This is a genomic window from Streptomyces sp. NPDC003077, from assembly GCF_040611095.1.
Classification (GTDB): Bacteria; Actinomycetota; Actinomycetes; order Streptomycetales; family Streptomycetaceae; genus Streptomyces.
The window spans coordinates 1-17,917 of sequence record NZ_JBEXNM010000014.1; the positions used below are offsets into that span (position 1 = coordinate 1).

The following is a 17,917-nucleotide window of genomic DNA, read 5'->3' on the forward strand; positions in this document are numbered from 1 at the left end:
CCGGGTCGCGTGGGGCGGGGGGGGTTTGCCCCCCCCGGCGAACCCCCCCCGGCGCCCGGGATGGGGGTGGGGGTTGCGGATCGGTCCGGCACCCCCACCGCCTTCTGTCGTTCGATCGACGTCTTTTTGTCGCTCCCGGTCGACGTCTTTCGTCGTTCCTGGTCGGCTCTTTCGTCGCTCCCGATCCATGTCTTTCGTTGTCGCCGATCGTCCGCCCGCGAGCGTCAGCCGCCGACCGGCGTCCGCTCCCGGGGCAGCGCGAACTCGCACCACACCGCCTTGCCCCCGCCCGGCGTACGACGGGAGCCCCAGGCCGAGGCGATGGTCGCGATGATGGAGATGCCGCGCCCGGCCTCGTCCCCCGGCTCGGCGCGGCGGCGGCGCGGCAGGTGGTCGTCCCCGTCCGTCACCTCGATGATCAGCCGGCGGTCCGTACGGCGCAGGCGCAGCCGCATGGGCGGGGTGCCGTGCTGGAGGGAATTGGCGACCAGTTCGCTGGCGGCCAGCACCCCGAGGTCGTGCAGGTCCGGGGAGAAGCGCCAGGAGGCCAGCACGCCGGAGGCGAAGGCGCGGGCCCGGGGCGCGGCCTCCGTACCGCCGTGGAGTTCGAGTGCGGCGTTGTGGAACAGCTCGGCCTCGTGGCCCGTGCGCGCCGGGTGCTGGAGGACGAGGACCGCCACGTCGTCGTCGTGGTCCGTGGTGATGCCCATGGCGCGCAGCAGGCGGTCGCAGACGATGTCGGGCGCGCCGACGGCCCCGGCGAACGCGCGCTCCAGCTCCTCCACGCCGTGGTCGATGTCCTTGTCGCGGCGCTCCACGAGACCGTCCGTATAGAGGACGGCGGACGAGCCGGGGCCCAGGGGCAGCGATCCGGAGGTGTGCAGCCAGCCGCCGGTGCCCAGGGGCGGGCCGGTCGGCTCGGCGGCGCGGTGGACCGTGCCTTCCGCGTCGCGGACGAGGATGGGCAGGTGGCCCGCCGAGGCGTACAGGAGCCGGCCTTCGTTCGGGTCGTGCACGGCGTAGACGCAGGTGGCGATCTGGGTCGGGTCGATCTCGGAGGCCAGGCCGTCCAGGAGCTGGAGCACCTCATGGGGCGGCAGGTCCAGACGGGCGTAGGCGCGCACCGCCGTGCGGAGCTGCCCCATGACGGCCGCGGCCCGCACCCCGCGCCCCATGACGTCGCCGATGACCAGGGCCGTCCGGCCGGCGCCCAGCGTGATCACGTCGTACCAGTCGCCGCCGACCGCGGCCTCCGTGCCACCCGGTCGGTAGGTGGCGGCGACCCGCAGGTCGTCCGGCTGCTCCAGCTCCTGCGGGAGGAGGGAACGCTGCAGCGTCACGGCCGCCGCCCGCTGCCGCGCCTCGGCGGCCCGCAGCCGCTCGGCCGACACGACCTGGTCGGTGACGTCCGCCCCGAAGACCAGGACGCCGCGGTGGGCGGTCACGCACGCCACCTCGGGGTCGGGGGCCGCGCCGCTGGCGGCGACCTCGATCGGGGTGCAGGTGAAGGTGAAGTAGCCGTCGCGGGACCGGTCGGCGCCCGCGCTGCGGGGGACCCGGCGCGATTTGACCGTGCGGGGCCGGCCGCTGCGCAGGACCTGGTCCATGAGCGGCAGCAGGCCGAGCTCGCCGAGCTCCGGGAGCACCTCGCGCGCCGTGCCGCCGGCCGGTCGGGGCCCGAAGACCGCGGCGTAGGCGCTGTTGACGTATGCGAGGCGGTGCTCGGGGCCGTAGACGACCGCGACCAGCGCCGGGATCTGGCCGAGGATGTCGTGGACGGACAGCGCGTCGACCGGCGGGGTGCGGACAGCGGCGGCGAGGGCGCGGCCGTCGACGCCGGAGACGGTGGCGCGGACGGTCCGGTCGGCACGCCGGCCGGACCGGCGAGCGGGCTCCCCCGGGATGGCGCGGTCGATCCGCCCGCCCCACTCGGCGCCTTCCGCTCGCTCGGTGCGGGCGGCGGGGACGACGCCGGGGGCCGTGGCGGGCGGTGCGGGCTCGGCGGCGCCCGGGCCGGGGCCCACCGGACCGGGGCGCTCGGGGCGGATGGGGGCGCTGTGGGGCTGGGACGGGTCGGGGGCGGTGGGGTCCGGGGGCGTCGTGGCGTGGGGTGTCGCCGGTGTGGTGGACGGAGCCGGGGACGGGCCCGCGGGGGTCGTCGGGACCTGCGGTTCGGCGGGACCGGTTGGGCCTGTGGCGGTGGGGGTGGTCGGGGTTGTCGGAGTGGTGGGAGTGGTCGGCGTTGGCGAGGGCGCCGGGGTCGGCGCGGAACGGTCGGACCGCGCGGCGGCACGCCGCTGTGTGCCGGGGAGCCGGGCGCTCCAGCGCGTGAAGTTCACGGAGGTGTACCTCTTAGTTGGCGTCGTCGCGCGGGATCGGGCGGTCAGCCTGGGCGTGCTTCCCCTGGCATCGGCGGGGAGTCGCCCACCCGGCCGCAGGCTGGTGGAGTGTCGGCCGGGGGCACTCTCTGCGTCCTCTGGCGGAATGCAGCAAACGTCCAGAATCCTCGTGATTGTCACTCTTCGCTGATACGAGCCCACCCATGGTCACGCGTCCAGTGTGACCGACCGGACTGACATCCGTCAGACGTCCGGGGCGCGGGGCGGAGTTCCTGGATCCGGTACGCGCCGACTCACCTCCGCGCCGACCGGACATCAACTCGCCCTGCGTCTCGGCGCGTCGGGAACGACGGCGCACCTGGTGGGCCCTCGGTCTCCAGGGCCGAGCCGCACCCGTGTCCCGCCGACGGCCGTCAACCGATCGCGTCAACCGCGGCCCCGTCAACCCGCACGGTCAACCACGGCTCGCGGGCCCGCCGCGCCCTCGGCCGCATGTGCCACCGGCTCCCGCCGCTCGCCCATGACGTCGCTCCGCGTCGCCGCCCCGGATGCCGTCGCTCAGCCCGCTTCGCGGTCGCGACCACCTCCCGCGACGAGCCCGGGCGCGGCACCGGGGCGTGCCGGCGAACCGAGGGGGACCACCTCCCGTTTGAACAGCCCGGTGAGCGTCCACTCGGCGAGCACCCGCGCCTTGCGGTGCGGCGTGGGAACGCGACTCAGGTGGTACACCCGGTGCGCCAGCCAGGCCGGGTACCCCCGCAGCCGGCGCCCGTAGGCCTGGCCGACCCCTTTGTGCAGGCCGAGGGTGACGACCGTGCCGGTGTGTTTGGAGCGGTACTCGTGCGTCGGTGTGCCCCTCAGGGAGGCGACGAGGTTGTCGGCGAGCGCCTTGGCCTGCCGGGCGGCGTCCTGGCCGGTGGCCGCGCACAGCGGCTGGGGTATCGGGGCACCGGCCGGGTGGCGGCCCGGCTCGTGGGCGCGGCCGTGTTCCGGTGCGTCGACCGCCCGTCGGCCACCTTCGCCCGTCAGGTGGTGCGGGACGGGGGCCGCGTCCGGGAGGTCTCGCCGAACCTCCTCCGTCTCCGGGGCCGCACGTACCCACTGGTCCGCCGTGAGGTCGGGCACCGCGGCGGTCTCGCCGGCCGACCAGGCATGGGGGACGCCGTGGACGCGCAGGTCGGCGGTACATCGCAGACGTCCCCGCGCGTTCACGGGAAAGCCGCTCGCGGCGAGGATCGGGTGCGGTGCGAAGCCCGTGGTCCACACCGCCGTACGGGTCGGGATCCGCGTGCCGTCGTCGAGAACGGCGAGGCGGTGCTCGTACGACGTCACACGGGTGTTGAACCGGACCTCGATGTCGCGTTCGCGCAGTTCCCGCAGCGCGTGGCGGCCCAATTCCTCGTCGGCTTCGGGGAGGAGCCGGTCGGTGGCCTCGGCCAGGACCCACCGCGTGTCGTCCGGGGTGAGGGTGGGGAACGAGCGGAGCGCGTGCCGCGTCATGTCCTCCAGCTCCGCCAGAACCTGCACCCCCGCGTGGCCGCCACCGGCGAAGACGAAGGTCAGGGCGGCCTCGCGGAGCGCCGGGTCGCGGGTCGAGCAGGCGAGGTCGAGCTGCTCCAACACGTGGTCGCGCAGTGCGGCGGCCTCCTGGGCCGTGCGGAGCCCGATGCCCGCACCGCGTGTCCCGGACGCCGGCCGGGGGCGCGGCACGGGGCTGGGGACCAGGACCAGTTCGTCGTATGCCAGCTCGGTGCCGCCCGTACCCGCCTCGGCGGCGGCCTCGGTGAGGACGGTGGCCCTGCGCTGGTCGTGGTCGAGAGCCGTGATGTCACCGGTGATGACTTCGCAGGCGGGCAGTGCCTGCCGCAGCGGCACGACGACCTGCACCGGGGAGAGCGAACCCGCCGCGGCTTCGGGCAGGAACGGCCGGTAGGTCATGAGCGGGTCGGGGTCGACCACCGTGATCCGGACAGTTCGTCGCCGTATCTCACGTTTCAGTTTTCTCTGCAGTCGCAGTGCGGTGTAGACGCCCGTACAGCCACCACCGACGATCAGAATGCGGGCTGGTTCCTTCATCAGGTCCTCCTCGCGGCATCGGCCGACTCGGCCCGGGACACGAGAAACGCACGGTCGGCGTGCCGCGACGGTACGGGGCACCGCGCTCCGGGGAACGACAGCATTGCTCCATCACGCCCCGGCCGCGCGGCTTTGTCCACAGGGCCCATGACTTGTATGACCGGTGTCGCCGGGCCGGGCGGAGATCGCCATTCCGCGGTGTCGGCACGAGTCCCGCAGGTCAGACGCGGGCACGAAGGAAGAAAGGGCGAACGGGATCGAACCCTGTCGTAACCGTGGCCCGTTCGGGCATTGGACTGCGCGGAACTGCCCTCTTCATTCTCGACCAGCCCTCAACTATGTTCGTACCTCGTCGGGGTGTTGCCTTTCGTCGGCCGAACCCCGGCAGTCAGGGCGGGGAGTCTCCGGGGGGAGACATCATTACCGGGGGATCATTCATGCACACTCAGGGCTCTCAATGGTCGACGGCCGTGACAACGACACACGGCTCGGACAACGCCGGCGGCAATGGGAGCGGCGGGGGGCACGGCACGGCCGCCGGCACCACCCACTCCGCGAACACCGTCGGCGCGGGCAATCGGAACGCACCCCTGCGGGTGGACGCCCAGCGCAACCTGGAGCACGTGCTGCGCGCCGCACGGGAAGTGTTCGGTGAACTGGGCTACGGCGCGCCCATGGAAGACGTCGCACGGCGCGCCCGGGTCGGCGTGGGGACGGTCTACCGGCGGTTCCCGAGCAAGGACGTCCTGGTCCGGCGGATAGCGGAGGAGGAGACCTCCCGCCTGACGGACCAGGCGCGCACGGCCCTGGGCCAGGAGGACGACCCGTGGTCGGCGCTGTCCCGCTTCCTGCGCACCTCGGTCGCCTCGGGCGCCGGGCGGCTGCTGCCGCCGAGCATCCTGCGGGTGAGCGCGGGCACGGACGGCCCGCCCGAGGGCCGGGTGCCGCAGCAGCGCACCGGCACGGACGACCTTCCGGGCGCGTTCCGGGTGGTGGCGCAGCGCGGCGCGCCCGGCATGGAGTCGGCGGACGGCTCGGAGGCGCAGCAGTCGGCGCTCACGGCCGACCGGGCGGCGGCTTCCGGCGTCTCCGATCAGGGCCGCGCCGCACGGGCCACCGTGCACGCGGACGGTGGCGCGCAGGCGCTGCTGGACGTCGTCGGGCAGCTCGTGGAGCGCGCGCGGACGGCCGGAGAGCTGCGGGCGGACGTCACGGTGTCCGATGTCCTCCTGGTGATCGCCACCGGCGCACCGGCGCTTCCGGACCCGGCGCAGCAGCAGGCCGCTTCCGCGAGGTTGCTGGAAATCCTTCTGGAGGGGTTGCGGTCGCGGCCGGCCCTTTAGGAGGTACCGAAGAGGACGCACCGGCACAGGGCGGAGGGGCACGGTGACCTCCGCCCTGTGAACTCGTCCGTCGCCGTGGGCTGTTGCCCCCGTGGAGCGGTCGGGCTCGGCTCGGTCACGGGCAAACGGTGCACCGTTCCCGCCGCCGGCCGCCCGCGCAGATCCGCTCACCAATCCACCGGAGCCGGGCGGCCCGTGCGGTCCGCACGTCCTCAGGTCGGCGGCAGGGCGCGTACTCCACCGCCGACCTGATCGTCCTACATCACCCAGTCCGGGGAAGCGCGGCCCGAACGGGTGAATTTGCGCGTTCCTGTGAGCGAAGCCTCCCCGGACGGGTGGTTGGCCGCCTTGCCAGGGAGGCGCCACTCCCCGCTGTGCCACGCTGGCGCCGTATTCCGGTGACAGTGTGTGCGGGGGCCTTGGCGATGCGTAGCGACGGACAGGACGAGCGGCACGACGACCGGACCGGTTCCGGCGGCCCGGAAGGGTCACCCGCCGAGACACCGGTACCGCAGGTCCCGCGCCAGGGCGGACCGGCGCGGAAGGCCCCGCCACCGCACGAGGAGCCATCCACCGACGGCCCGGCGAACCGCCCGCCCCGGCAGACACCAGCGACTCCCCCGGCAGGCTCCCCTGCACCGAAAGGTGCCCACCGGCGCCCCGGGCCCACTGGTCGCACGGGCCCGTCCTCGGCGCCCCATCCGGAGCCCAGCGTGCCCGCCCAGCGCGAACGCCCCGGCAGCCGGAGAGGCGAGGGCCGGGGTCAGGACGGCCGGTCGGACCCGAGTGGAGGCACGGGCGCAGGCGCGTACGGGGAACACGGGACGCGCGCGGTCGCAGACCCCGGCGCGCGCGGGCGCAGCGCCTCCCCAGCCCCTTCCGGCTCGGGCACCGATCTGTCACCCGGCGCATCCCCCGGCGCACATGCCGCACCGTCCACCGGCACGGCGTCCGAACCGTCCTCCGGCGCACGCTCCGACTCACCCCCTCCCACACCCGGAGCACCGTTTCCCGCCGACGCCCCCTCGCCATCAGAGGAAACGGAACCGCCTCCCTCCGACACCGCCTTGCTCGCCCGTATGCGCGCCGGGGACGACACCGCGTACGAGGAGCTCTACCGCCGGCACGCCGCGGCGATCCGGCGCTACGCGCGCGGCTGCTGCCGGGACGCGCACACCGCCGAGGACCTGACCGGCGAGGTCTTCGCCCGCACCCTCCAGGCGGTGCGCGGCGGCGCCGGACCGCAGGCGTCGGTCCGCGCCTACCTGCTCACCACCGTGCGGCGGGTCGCCGCCTCTTGGGGCCGGACCACCCGGCGCGAGCAACTGGTCGAGGACTTCGCGGTGTTCGCCGTGTCGGCGGCCGGCGCGTCCCTGGACGACGACACGCTCGACCTCGGCGCCGATGTGCGGGCCATGCGCGAGGCAGAGCGCTCCATGGCCGTCCAGGCGTTCCGCAGCCTGCCCGAGCGCTACCAGACCGTGCTGTGGCACACCGCGATCGAGGACGAGTCGCCGAGCGAGGTCGCGCCGCTGCTCGGGTTGACCGCCAACGCCACCGCCGTCCTGGCCCACCGCGCCCGCGAGGGGCTGAAGCGGGCCTACCTCCAGGCGCACGTCAACCGGGCGCTGACGGCCGGCGGCGACTGCGCCCGGTACGCCGACCGGCTCGGCGCCTACGCGCGCGGGGGCCTGCGGATGCGTGCCGAGCGCGGGCTGCGCAAGCACCTGGAGGAGTGCGCGCGGTGCCGTACGGCGGCACTGGAAGTGGCCGACGTGAACGAGCGGATCAGCACGCTGCTGCCGATCGCCGTCGTCGGCTGGTTCGCCGCCGGGACCACGATCAAGGGCGCCGCCTCCGTCGCGGGCGCCGTCGGCGCGGGTGCGGCGGCGGGTGCCGGGGCCGCGTCGGCGGCCGGTGGCGCGGGTTCCGGGGCGGCGGGGGGCGCGGCCGTGGCCGAGGGGGCCGGGGCGCCGGTGAAGGTGGGCATCGGGATCGGGGTCGCACTGGCGGCGGGGGTGGCGCTCGCGCTCGTCCTCATGGCCGACCCGCAGCACCGGCCCCCTCCGGAGGCCCATCCGCCGCGCCCGCGCCCTTCGGCCCCGCGCACCCCGGCGCCCACGCCGGCTCCCCCCGCACCGCCCGCGCCCTCCGTCGCGCCCCCGGCGCCGCCGGTACCGGCCGTCGCCCCTGCCCATCGGCCCACCCCCAAGCCGCCGCCGAAACCGTCGCCCGAACCGTCACCCAAACCGAAGCCCCCACCACGCCGCACACCGCCACCGCGCCCGGCCCCCAACCCGGCCCCGCTCCCCCCGCAGCCGACGCTCCCTCCCCCCTCCCCGTACCGCATCGACTCCCTGACGTGGGACTACGCGGGTGACGGCAGCGGTCCGGAGGTGCGCGCCGACGACAGCACACCGCTGATGCAGCGTGACGACCTGAGCATCGCCGGCCGGCACTACCGCCACGGGGTCAGCGTGCAGGCGCCGTCGTCCGTGACCATCGACCTCCACCGTCCGTGCACCGCGTACGACGCCCTGGCCGGGGTGGACGACCTCGTCAACGTCGAGGACACCGGCCTGGGGAGCGGCACGCTGCGGTTCAGCGTGTACGGGGACGGGAAGCGGCTGTGGCGGTCGGGGCCGCTGCGGGGCGGGCAGCCGGCAGTGCCGGTACACGTGCCGCTGACCGGGCGGTCGTCGCTGCGGCTGGTCGTCGAGCCGCAGTCCCCCCAGGGGAGGCTCGTCTTCGGCGACTGGGCACGGTCACAGATCACGTGCCGGTGAGGGACGCCGGGATGTGCCGCTCCGCTCCTGTAGGACGGGCGGGCAAGCGCTCGTCCCTCAAGGCGCGCCGCCCGCTCCCGTAAGACGGACGGGCAAGCGCCCGTCCGTCAGGGCGCGCCGCCCGCACCTGTAAGACGGACGGACAAGCGCCCGTCCCTCAAGGCGCGCCGCCCGCACCCGTAAGACGGACGAGCAAGCGCTCGTCCTACGGGCCCGAGGGCGCCACACCGCAGGCCGCGCGCGGGTTCCCTCACAGGCTCGGCCGCGGCACCACCCCGCCCGCCACCGCCCGCTGGCGCGGCGCGGCCGTTCCTGTCCAGCAGGTGCCGCGGCGGGCCATGAGCCGGCGCAGCCACAGCTCCGTGGAGACGAGTTCGGCGAGCCCGTCCAGGGGCAGCGTCGCGCCTTCCGCCGCCGCGCGCAGGGCCTTGCGGACGACCCGCGCCTCCACCAGTCCCGCGTCGGCGAGCAGTGGCGCGTCGAAGAGACGCACCAGGTCGCCGATGGACGTGCGCAGGCCGGCGCGGACCGCGGCGGCGTGTGTGAGGTGCGAGGTGGCGCCCCACCCTGGGGGCAGATCGCGCACACCGGCACCCGACAGCACCGCGCGCAGCACCGCCGCCCGCGCGCCGGGTTGCACGCGGAGTGTGTCCGGGAGCGCGCGGCAGGCCAGCACGACCTGGTTGTCCAAGAACGGTGCGTGCAACCGTTGGCTGCGGACCTCGACGGCCTGCTCGAAGACGCGGTGGTCGGCGGCGTGCCGGGTCAGCGCGGCGCGGGCCCGGCGCTCTCCCGGCCGCCCCGCGGCGGGCGCGCGCAGCGCCGCCTCACTGAGGCGAACCGATACTTCGGCCAGCGCCTCCCCCGTGAGCCACCGTGCCGCCGGCCCCGGGCGGCACCAGGACAGCGCGGCCAGTGAGGCGTCCACCGCCCCGCCCGCGGGCTCGTCGGCGAACCGCCGCTCCAACAGGCGGCTCGCAGCGTCGGCGATGCCCTCCCCATAGGTCGTACGGGCCAGTCGGCGCGCAGCCCGGTACACCGTGAAGGGCACCAGTGCGGAGTGCGCCGACGGCCCGTCGGCCCGGGCCAGCGCGGTCACCGGGCGCAGCAGGTGGCGCCGTCGGCGGTCCAGGAGCAGGTCGGCCAGCCGCGCGGGGTGGGCGTCCAGGACCTGCCGGGCGCCGTGGCCCACGAAGTGGTCGGCGCTGCCCGCCAGGAGGCGCCGGCGGTGCCGTCCGGCCGTGACGAGGGCGGGCCCCGGCTCGTCCGTCAGCGGGCCGTTCTCCAGCTCCGCGTACGGGAGCGCTTCCTCGCCCGCGGCGACGACGACGTGGTACAGCCGCGGGTTGGCGGCGATGGTGCGGGCCCGTTCCAGTTCGGCGTCGCGGTAGGGCTTGCCCCCATTGGTGGCGCGGTCGTTGAAGGTGACCGCCAACAGGCGCTCGCCGTGTCCGTGCAGCGTCCCGGGGACGCCGGGCAGCCCGGCCGCCAGGAGGGCGAGCGTTCCGGAGGCGCTGCCCCCGGAGAGGTCGGCGCCGACGCCGGGCGCCGGTGCACCACGGGCGGCACGCCGCTCGGCGGGCCCCATGCCGGGCACCGGTCCCGGGTCCAGGCCCTCAAGGCCGTCCGGTTCGGTGGCGTGCCGGGGCCCGGCGAGCCGGGTCCGTACGGCCTCGACGAGGGCCTCCCGGACGCCGTCCACGGCCTGCTCGGGCGGGAGCTGGGGGGCTGCGACGGCGAGGGAGGCGGTCGGTTCGTACGACGTCACGTCGCCCGTGCCGCCGCGCAGGACGAGGGCGTGTCCGGGCGGCACCCGGTGGACGCCTTCGTACGGCGTGCCGGTGCCGAGCGCCTCGGGCGCGTCCGGGCAGGCCAGCAGGGCCGCCAGGTGGCCGATGTCGAGGCCGGCCTCGATGAGGTCGGCGAGCGGCAGCGCGGCGGTGGCGTAGGCCGTGCCGCCCGCCCAAGGGGTGTGGAAGACGGGCCGGGCGCCCGCCAGATCGGCCGTGACCGTCAGCCGCCGTCCCACTTGGGCGACGGCGGTGTAGCTGCCGGGCCAGGCGGTGAGGTGGCGCAGCGCACCACCCCGGGCCGCGAAAAGGCCGACCCGCAACTGGTCGTCCGTGGCCCCGCAGACCCCGAAGACCGCCAGTCGCGTCTCCGCGTCGGCCTGGACGACGCGCACCTCGTCGGGGCGCCAGTCACCGACCGCCCATAAGGGGTCGGGGTCACCCCACAGGAGCTGGGCGCCCACGGGAAGGACCGTATGGCCTTCCTCGGCGGGGGCCGGTCCCGTGGCGGTACTGCTCCACCCCACCAACCAGCGCATCGCCGCCTCCCGCCCCACGCGCGGTCCGCACCGGGGCGCAGCACCGCCCCCGCACCGCGATTGCCAAGCTGTTGTGCGGACCATGCTGCCACGACGACGGCGTGCGGGAGGCGTCAAGGACGCTTCGGGCGGGGGCGGTTCGGCCAGGGGCGCGACGGGGCGTCCGGGATGGATGCGGGTCGGTCACCGAGGGGACGGGGACCGCCTGAAGAACCTGAAGAAGGGGCCGCCTGCCGCCTGCCATAGGGCGCGGCGTTGCGGTCCCCGGCCGGAAAGGGGTCCCGTCGCGGGCCCCGGCCGGGAGTCGCGACCCTCTGGACGTGAGGAGCAACCGTTACGGGCCCCGGCGAGGAGAGAGGGTCGTCACGCCCCCTGGCCAGGAAGGGCGACCAGGACAAGGCTCGGCCGGAAAGGGGCACCAGGTGGGTACGCGGCGAGAAAGCATCAGGGAAGAATTCCGGCCAATGTCCGTCACGTAGCGGCTGATCCCGCCGGCCGGCTCTTACCGGCTCTTACCGGAAGACGGTGTTCGATCGGTTTCCGGGAGCGCGGCGCAAGCGCGACAGTCCGGGAGGCGGGACTCGCCCCCCGGACCGGACCGCCACCCGCGGGGAATGAGGTGGCGGTGTCCCCCAGCCCACTGGATCCAGTGCAGCGGGCCGACCCACGCAGGACTCATCGAAGCGCTCCTGTTCACCCTCGAACAGCGCGCACACACGGGCGCACGGCAACACGTACCCGGAGCACATGCCAGAGCCCGCACCCCCCTTGTTCGGACCCGAATCTCGCCATCCGGGACATCGGCCCTTAACGGTCGGGATTCAGCGAACTACTCTGGGTGGACGCATGCCCCGGGGTAGCGGGGCGGCCGTCGCTGTGTCGAGGGGTGCGCATGTCCAGGGATATACGCGGGCCGAACGAGAAGCTCGGCACCGTTCTCGCCCTCGCGGGGATCAGCAATGCCGGACTTGCCCGGCGGGTCAACGATCTTGGAGCGCAGCGCGGACTGACGCTGCGCTACGACAAGACGTCGGTCGCCCGCTGGGTGTCCAAAGGCATGGTGCCCCAGGGAGCCGCCCCCCATCTGATTGCGGCTGCGATCGCCGGCAAACTGGGGCGCCCGGTTCCGCTGCACGAAATCGGCCTGGCCGACGCCGACCCGGCGCCCGAAGTGGGGCTGGCCTTCCCGCGCGACGTGGCCGCCGCCGTTCGGTCCGCCACGGAGCTGTACCGACTGGATCTGGCCGGTCGGCGAGCGGGCGGCGGCGGGATCTGGCAGAGCCTGGCCGGATCCTTCGCCGTCAGTGCGTACGCGACGCCCGCCTCCCGATGGCTGATATCCCCGGCCGACAGCTCCGTGGCCCGCGAAGCCCCCGAAGCGCGCGATCCGAAGGACCATCCCCTCAAGGACGGCCCCAAGGACACCGTCAACGGCACGGAGGCGGCGCCCTCCCGTGTGGGGCACAGCGACGTCTCCAAGCTGCGTGAGGCCGCCGAGGACGCGCGCCGCTGGGACTCCAAGTACGGCGGTGGCGACTGGCGTTCCTCGATGGTGCCCGAATGCCTGCGGATGGACGCGGCTCCCTTACTCCTCGCCTCGTACAGCGACGAGGTCGGGCGCGCGCTGTTCGGGGCCACCGCGGAACTGACCCGGCTCGCCGGATGGATGGCCTTCGACACCGGCCAGCAGGAGGCCGCGCAGCGCTACTACATTCAGGCGCTCCGCCTGGCGCGCGCCGCCGCCGACGTGCCCTTGGGGGGCTACGTCCTGGCATCGATGTCCCTGCAGGCGACGTACCGGGGGTTCGCCGACGAGGGCGTGGACCTCGCCCAGGCGGCCTCGGAACGCAACCGCGGGCTGGCCACCGCCCGCACGATGAGCTTCTTCCGCCTGGTGGAGGCGCGGGCGCAGGCCAAGGCCGGTGAGGCGCGCGCCTGCGAGGTCGCCCTGAAGGCCGCCGAAGGCTGGCTGGAACGCTCGCGCCAGGGCGACTCCGACCCCTCGTGGCTGGATTTCTACTCGTACGAACGGTTCGCGGCCGACGCGGCCGAGTGCTACCGCGACCTGCGGCTGCCCCGGCAGGTCCGCCGCTTCACCGAACAGGCGCTGTCCCGGCCGACCGAGGAGTACGTCCGCTCCCACGGACTGCGGCTGGTGGTGTCGGCGGTCGCGGAGCTGGAGTCCGGCAATCTGGACGCGGCGTGCGCGGCGGGCGCCCGCGCCGTGGAGGTCGCCGGCCGGATCTCCTCCGCCCGCACCACCGAGTACGTGCGCGACCTGCTGCACCGGCTCGAACCGTACGGGGACGAGCCCCGCGTCGTGGAACTGCGCGAACGGGCCCGGCCCCTGCTCGTCGCCCCCGCCTAGGCGGGCGGACGTGGGCCGGCGGGCACGCGAGCGCGGGCGGCGGCCGGCCGCGAGTGGGAGCGCGGGGGCGGGCGCACGTGGGCGGGGCCGCAGCGCCGGGGTCTCGGGCCACGGTGCGCAAGGCGCGGGGCACGGTCGGGTGGCGGCGGGTGCCGGGCGCGTCGGAACGGCGGGCGACAGGCGGGCCTCGCACGCTCCGGACGCTCCCAGGGGCATCCCGATGGGCGCTCCGGCCGGGGAACACCGCGAGCCCCCAGGGCGCCCCGACGAAGCGCCGCACACCCGCCCCCGGGCAGGTCGGAGAGCCTGGGCGGAAACGACCGGAACGACGGTTTCGCCACCGGAGCGCCGTCGTCCGAATTCCGTGGGCCGGGCGGGACGGCCGGTGCCGTTGTCAGTGCTCCCCGTCATGATGGTGGAGGCCGGTGGTTCCGGCCGGTGTCGGTGAGGGTGATCGCGCAGGGGAGGGGTCGTGGCCGTATACGACAGTGACGTGCTGGTGATCGGCGCCGGCATCGTCGGTCTCGCCACGGCCTACGCGCTCACACGTGCCGCGCCCGGCACCCGCGTCGTCGTCCTGGAGAAGGAGCCGGGCCCGGCCCGGCACCAGACGGGCCGGAACAGCGGCGTGATCCACAGCGGCATCTACTACCCACCCGGCTCGCTCAAGGCGCGGTTCGCGCTCCAAGGGTCGGCGGAAATGGTCAAGTTCTGCACGGAACACGACATACCGCATGCCGTCACGGGCAAATTGATCGTCGCCACGGAGCGCGCCGAATTGCCGCGCCTGCACGCCCTGGTGCAGCGCGGACGGGAGCACGGCATTCCGGTTCGCGAACTGGGTCCCGCCCAGATCGCCGGCCGCGAACCGGACGTCCACGGCCTGGCCGCCATCCACGTCGGCACCACCGGGGTCTGCGACTTCGGCGCGGTGGCCGGACGGCTGGCCCGGATGGCCTCGGACGCCGGCACCCGGATCGTGTACGGCGCCGACGTACGGACGATCGGGCGCCGCACCGGACGGACGGCGGTCCGGACGGCGGCGGGGGACGTCTTCCGCGCCCGGGCCCTCGTCAACTGCGCGGGCCTGCACAGCGACCGCGTCGCCCGGCTGGCCGACGACCGGCCGGACATGCGGATCGTGCCCTTCCGCGGGGAGTACTTCTCCCTCGCCCCCGCCCGCGCCTCCCTGGTCCGCGGCCTGGTCTACCCGGTCCCCGACCCGGCGTTCCCCTTCCTCGGCGTGCACCTCACCCGCGGCATCGACGGCTCGGTGCACATCGGCCCGAACGCCGTCCCCGCCCTCGCCCGGGAGGGCTACCGCTGGAGCACGCTGCGCCCCGCCGACCTCGCCGGCACGCTCGCCTTCCCCGGCTCCTGGCACATAGCCCGCCGCCACTGGCGCTACGGCGCCGGTGAACTGCGCCGATCCTTGTCCCGCCGCGCCTTCACCGACGCGGTGCGCCGCCTGCTCCCCGCCGTGCGCGAGGAGGACCTGCGCCCGGCCCCCGCGGGCGTCCGCGCCCAGGCCGTCCTCTCCGACGGCACACTCGTCGACGACTTCCTCTTCGCCCGCTCCCCAGGCGCCGTGCACGTCCTGAACGCGCCGTCCCCGGCCGCGACCGCCTCCCTCCCCATCGGCCGGGAGATCGCCCGCCGGGCGCTGGAAGCCATGGACGGGGGGTGAGGTGGACGGGACGACACTCGCGGAGGGATCGGACGGGCCCTGGGCCTCGGAGACGGACGGGTCAGCCTCGGGGACGGGACACGTCGGCCGCGAGCCCCGGCACGGTGGACGGGCTCCGGCGCCTCGTCGGCGTGTGCGGATGCGGTGGGGCGCCCGCCACAGTGGTGAGCCCTCGGCACTCCTTCGGCACATGCGGACGGGGCAGGTGACCGCGAGCCCCGCGACAGTGGTGTCCCCCGGGTGTGCGGGCCGGTGTCGGCCCCGTCCACAGCCCCCCTCCCCCGTTTCCACCCGCCCGTAGAATTGCCGCACTGTGTCCGAGAATCCCGCCACCTCCGCCCCCGGTCCCGACGACGTCGACGCCCCCGGTGGCGACGCCGCTCCCGACGCGTCCGCGCACACGCCTGCCGAGCACGCCGCGCCCGGCCCGGTCCCCGTCCCGCCGGCCGCCGCGCCGAGCGGCCCCTCGTCACCCGTACGGCCCACCGCCGCGGACGAGGAGCGGACCGGCACCGCGAGCGGCGAGGAGAGCGAGCCGGACGGCGCCGGCGAGCCATCTCGCGCCGCATCCGGGTCCCACCGTGCGCAGTCCCGGGCCGAAGCGGGGTTCCACCGCCCGGAGCCGATGTTCGCGCCCGGTACCGGCCCCGCCGCCGACCCCGCGGGGGCGCACCACGAGCGCCGCATCCGCTCCTTCCAGCCCCGCCGCAGCCGCGTCTCCCCCGCGCAGGCCGCCGCCATCCGCCGGCGCTGGCCCGAGTGGGGCCTGGACATCGACGGGCTGTCGCGGCTCGACCTCAACGCGCTCTTCGACGGCCGCCCGGTCGTCCTGGAGATCGGCTTCGGCATGGGCGAGGCGACCGCCCAGATGGCCGCCGCCGACCCCGGCACCGGGATCCTGGCCTGCGACGTGCACACCCCCGGGCAGGGCAATCTGCTGAGCCTGGCGGAGCGCGCGGGCCTGACCAACGTCCGGGTGGCCAACGGGGACGCGATCATCCTCCTGCGCGAGATGCTGGCCCCCGGCTCCCTCGCCGGGCTGCGGGTCTTCTTCCCCGACCCCTGGCCCAAGAAGCGCCACCACAAGCGGCGCCTGATCCAGCCCGAGTTCATCGCGCTGGCCTCCACCCGTTTGGCCCCCGGCGCACTCGTCCACTGTGCGACCGACTGGGAGCCCTACGCCGAACAGATGCTCGAAGTCCTCTCCGCCGAGCCCACGCTGGAGAACCTCCATCCCTCGTATGCCCCGCGGCCGGACTTCCGTCCCTTCACCAAGTTCGAAGGACAGGGCCTGGACAAGGGCCACGTCGTGCACGACCTGCTGTTCCGCCGCCGAGCCGCATAGTCCTGGCGCCTGTGGTTAGGGTCGACAGGTGAACCCGTCACAGCCGCCCTCGCAGCCGCCGATACCTGCGTACGCGCCCCGCACCGGCTTCACCGCCGCACCTCCCGTCCCGGCGCGCTGGCCCCACGGGCCGCGCCGGGCGGCCGTGCTGTGGCGCGGCAAGACGGCGCGTGCCACGGCTCTGATATGCCTGCTCGCCCTGTCGGGGGCGGTCATCCTGGCGATGGTCCGCGAGCAGACGGGAACCCAGGGGTTCCTGGTCGGCCTGGGTCTGGCCGTCTTCCCGGTGCCTCTCCTGGTGGCGGCGTTCTGCTGGCTGGACCGCGTCGAACCGGAGCCCTGGCGCAACCTCGCCTTCGCCTTCGCCTGGGGGGCCTGCGCGGCCACCCTCCTGGCGATCCTCGCCAACGGCTTCGCCACCGACTGGCTGGCCGGCAACCTGTCGACCTCACCCGCCGACGCCGAGACCTGGGGCGCGGCGGTCGTCGCCCCGGTCGTCGAGGAGTCGGTCAAGGCCGTCGCCGTCCTGCTCCTGTTCCTCTTCCGCCGGCGCGACTTCCGCGGCATCACGGACGGCATCGTCGTCGCGGGCATCAGCGCCACCGGGTTCGCCTTCACGGAGAACGTCCTCTACCTGGGCAACGCGTTCGGCGAGGACCAGAACATGGGGCACACGGGGCTCGACTCGTACACCGCGGGCACCTTCTTCGTCCGCATCATCATGTCCCCCTTCGCGCACCCCCTCTTCACGATCCTCACCGGCCTGGCCTTCGGCATCGCCGCCACCCACTACCCGAACCGCCGCTCCCTAAGGGTGGCGCTCCCGATCGTCGGCCTCCTGACGGCCATCCTCCTGCACTCCATCTGGAACAGCGCCGCCAACCTCGGGCAGAACGGTTTCCTCGGCGGCTTCGCCTTCCTCACCGTCTACGGCCTCTTCATGGTCCCGGTCTTCGCCACCCTGACCTGGCTCGCCATCTGGATCCGCCACCGCGACCTGCTCTCCCTGCGCACCCACCTGCTCCCCTACGTGACCACCGGCTGGCTCGCCCCCACCGACCCCCTCTCCCTCTCCTCCTTCAAGACACGCTCCACGGCCCGCGCCCTGGCCCGCCACGCCTACGGCCCCGACGCCGCACGCGCGGTCACCACGTACGCCACCACCGCCACCACACTGGCCTTCCTCCGCCACCGCGCACGCCGCCGGGGCCCGGGGCCCGACTTCGCGGCCCGGGAACACCAGCTGCTCCAGCGCCTGTGGCAGCACCGGCCGGTGGCCGAGGCGGCACTGGGTCAGGCGCTGTGGCTGACGCGGCGGGGGGTGTACGGGCCGGGGGCGTATCCGGTGGGGCATCCTGCGTATGGGGGGACGCATCACCTGTATGGGGGGCCGCATCAGCCCTATGGAGGGCCGGGGTACCCGTATGGGCCTTACGGGCGGGGATGAATGAGACCACCTGCTGGCCGCAACCGCGATCACGTGTCATGGATGCGTTGTGGGCGCAGGGTGGGCGCGGCACTGATCAGTCAGCAGCCTCACAAAGTTGTCGACTGCTCACCCTACGCTCACACCTGGCCCGTCCGACGTCAGTAGGTCGCGGTTCGCAGCGGCTGATGCACACACACGAGACCTTCTCTGTTTCC

9 protein-coding genes are annotated in these 17,917 nt (G+C 74.7%); 6 read left to right on the plus strand and 3 right to left on the minus strand.

From position 1 onward, the window contains the following. Positions 1-224: 224 nt before the first annotated feature. Together ABZX96_RS12405 and ABZX96_RS12410 are read right to left on the minus strand one after the other, a co-directional pair. Positions 225-2,339, minus strand: coding sequence for an ATP-binding SpoIIE family protein phosphatase (locus ABZX96_RS12405; protein ID WP_355542171.1), 2,115 nt, complete (start codon positions 2,337-2,339; stop codon positions 225-227). Between the two features lie 558 nt (positions 2,340-2,897). Then, entirely contained in the window at positions 2,898-4,415 is a 1,518-nt protein-coding gene (locus ABZX96_RS12410; RefSeq protein WP_355542174.1) for an FAD-dependent oxidoreductase, read from the minus strand. A gap of 437 nt (positions 4,416-4,852) precedes the next feature. On the opposite strand from ABZX96_RS12410, the gene ABZX96_RS12415 reads away from it, so the two are divergent. Both ABZX96_RS12415 and ABZX96_RS12420 read left to right on the plus strand, forming a co-directional pair. Then, on the plus strand, positions 4,853-5,758 hold the full coding sequence (locus ABZX96_RS12415) for a helix-turn-helix domain-containing protein (protein ID WP_355542177.1): 906 nt from the start codon (positions 4,853-4,855) through the stop codon (positions 5,756-5,758). Between the two features lie 1,079 nt (positions 5,759-6,837). Next, on the plus strand, positions 6,838-8,544 hold the full coding sequence (locus ABZX96_RS12420) for a sigma-70 family RNA polymerase sigma factor (RefSeq protein WP_355542180.1): 1,707 nt from the start codon (positions 6,838-6,840) through the stop codon (positions 8,542-8,544). 250 nt (positions 8,545-8,794) lie between these two features. Here the strand turns inward: ABZX96_RS12420 and ABZX96_RS12425 are convergent, their stop codons facing one another. Further along, a complete protein-coding gene (locus ABZX96_RS12425; protein ID WP_355542183.1) occupies positions 8,795-10,873 on the minus strand; it encodes an asparagine synthase-related protein in 2,079 nt (692 codons plus the stop codon). Positions 10,874-11,765: 892 nt separating this feature from the next. On the opposite strand from ABZX96_RS12425, the gene ABZX96_RS12430 reads away from it, so the two are divergent. The 4 genes from ABZX96_RS12430 to ABZX96_RS12445 all read left to right on the plus strand — a co-directional run bounded on the left by ABZX96_RS12430 (position 11,766) and on the right by ABZX96_RS12445 (position 17,720). Then, positions 11,766-13,241 carry an MFS transporter gene (locus ABZX96_RS12430; protein WP_355542186.1) on the plus strand — a complete coding sequence of 492 codons (1,476 nt, stop codon included), beginning with the start codon at positions 11,766-11,768 and terminating at the stop codon, positions 13,239-13,241. 472 nt (positions 13,242-13,713) lie between these two features. Beyond that, positions 13,714-14,928, plus strand: a complete 1,215-nt coding sequence (gene lhgO / locus ABZX96_RS12435) for an L-2-hydroxyglutarate oxidase (protein WP_355542189.1) — start codon at positions 13,714-13,716, stop codon at positions 14,926-14,928. Between the two features lie 313 nt (positions 14,929-15,241). Continuing rightward, on the plus strand, positions 15,242-16,273 hold the full coding sequence (gene trmB / locus ABZX96_RS12440) for a tRNA (guanosine(46)-N7)-methyltransferase TrmB (protein ID WP_355542192.1): 1,032 nt from the start codon (positions 15,242-15,244) through the stop codon (positions 16,271-16,273). Between the two features lie 61 nt (positions 16,274-16,334). Continuing rightward, the gene (locus ABZX96_RS12445) at positions 16,335-17,720 is read left to right on the plus strand and encodes a PrsW family intramembrane metalloprotease (protein ID WP_355542471.1); all 1,386 of its coding nucleotides are present in this window, start codon (positions 16,335-16,337) and stop codon (positions 17,718-17,720) included. Positions 17,721-17,917: the final 197 nt, after the last annotated feature.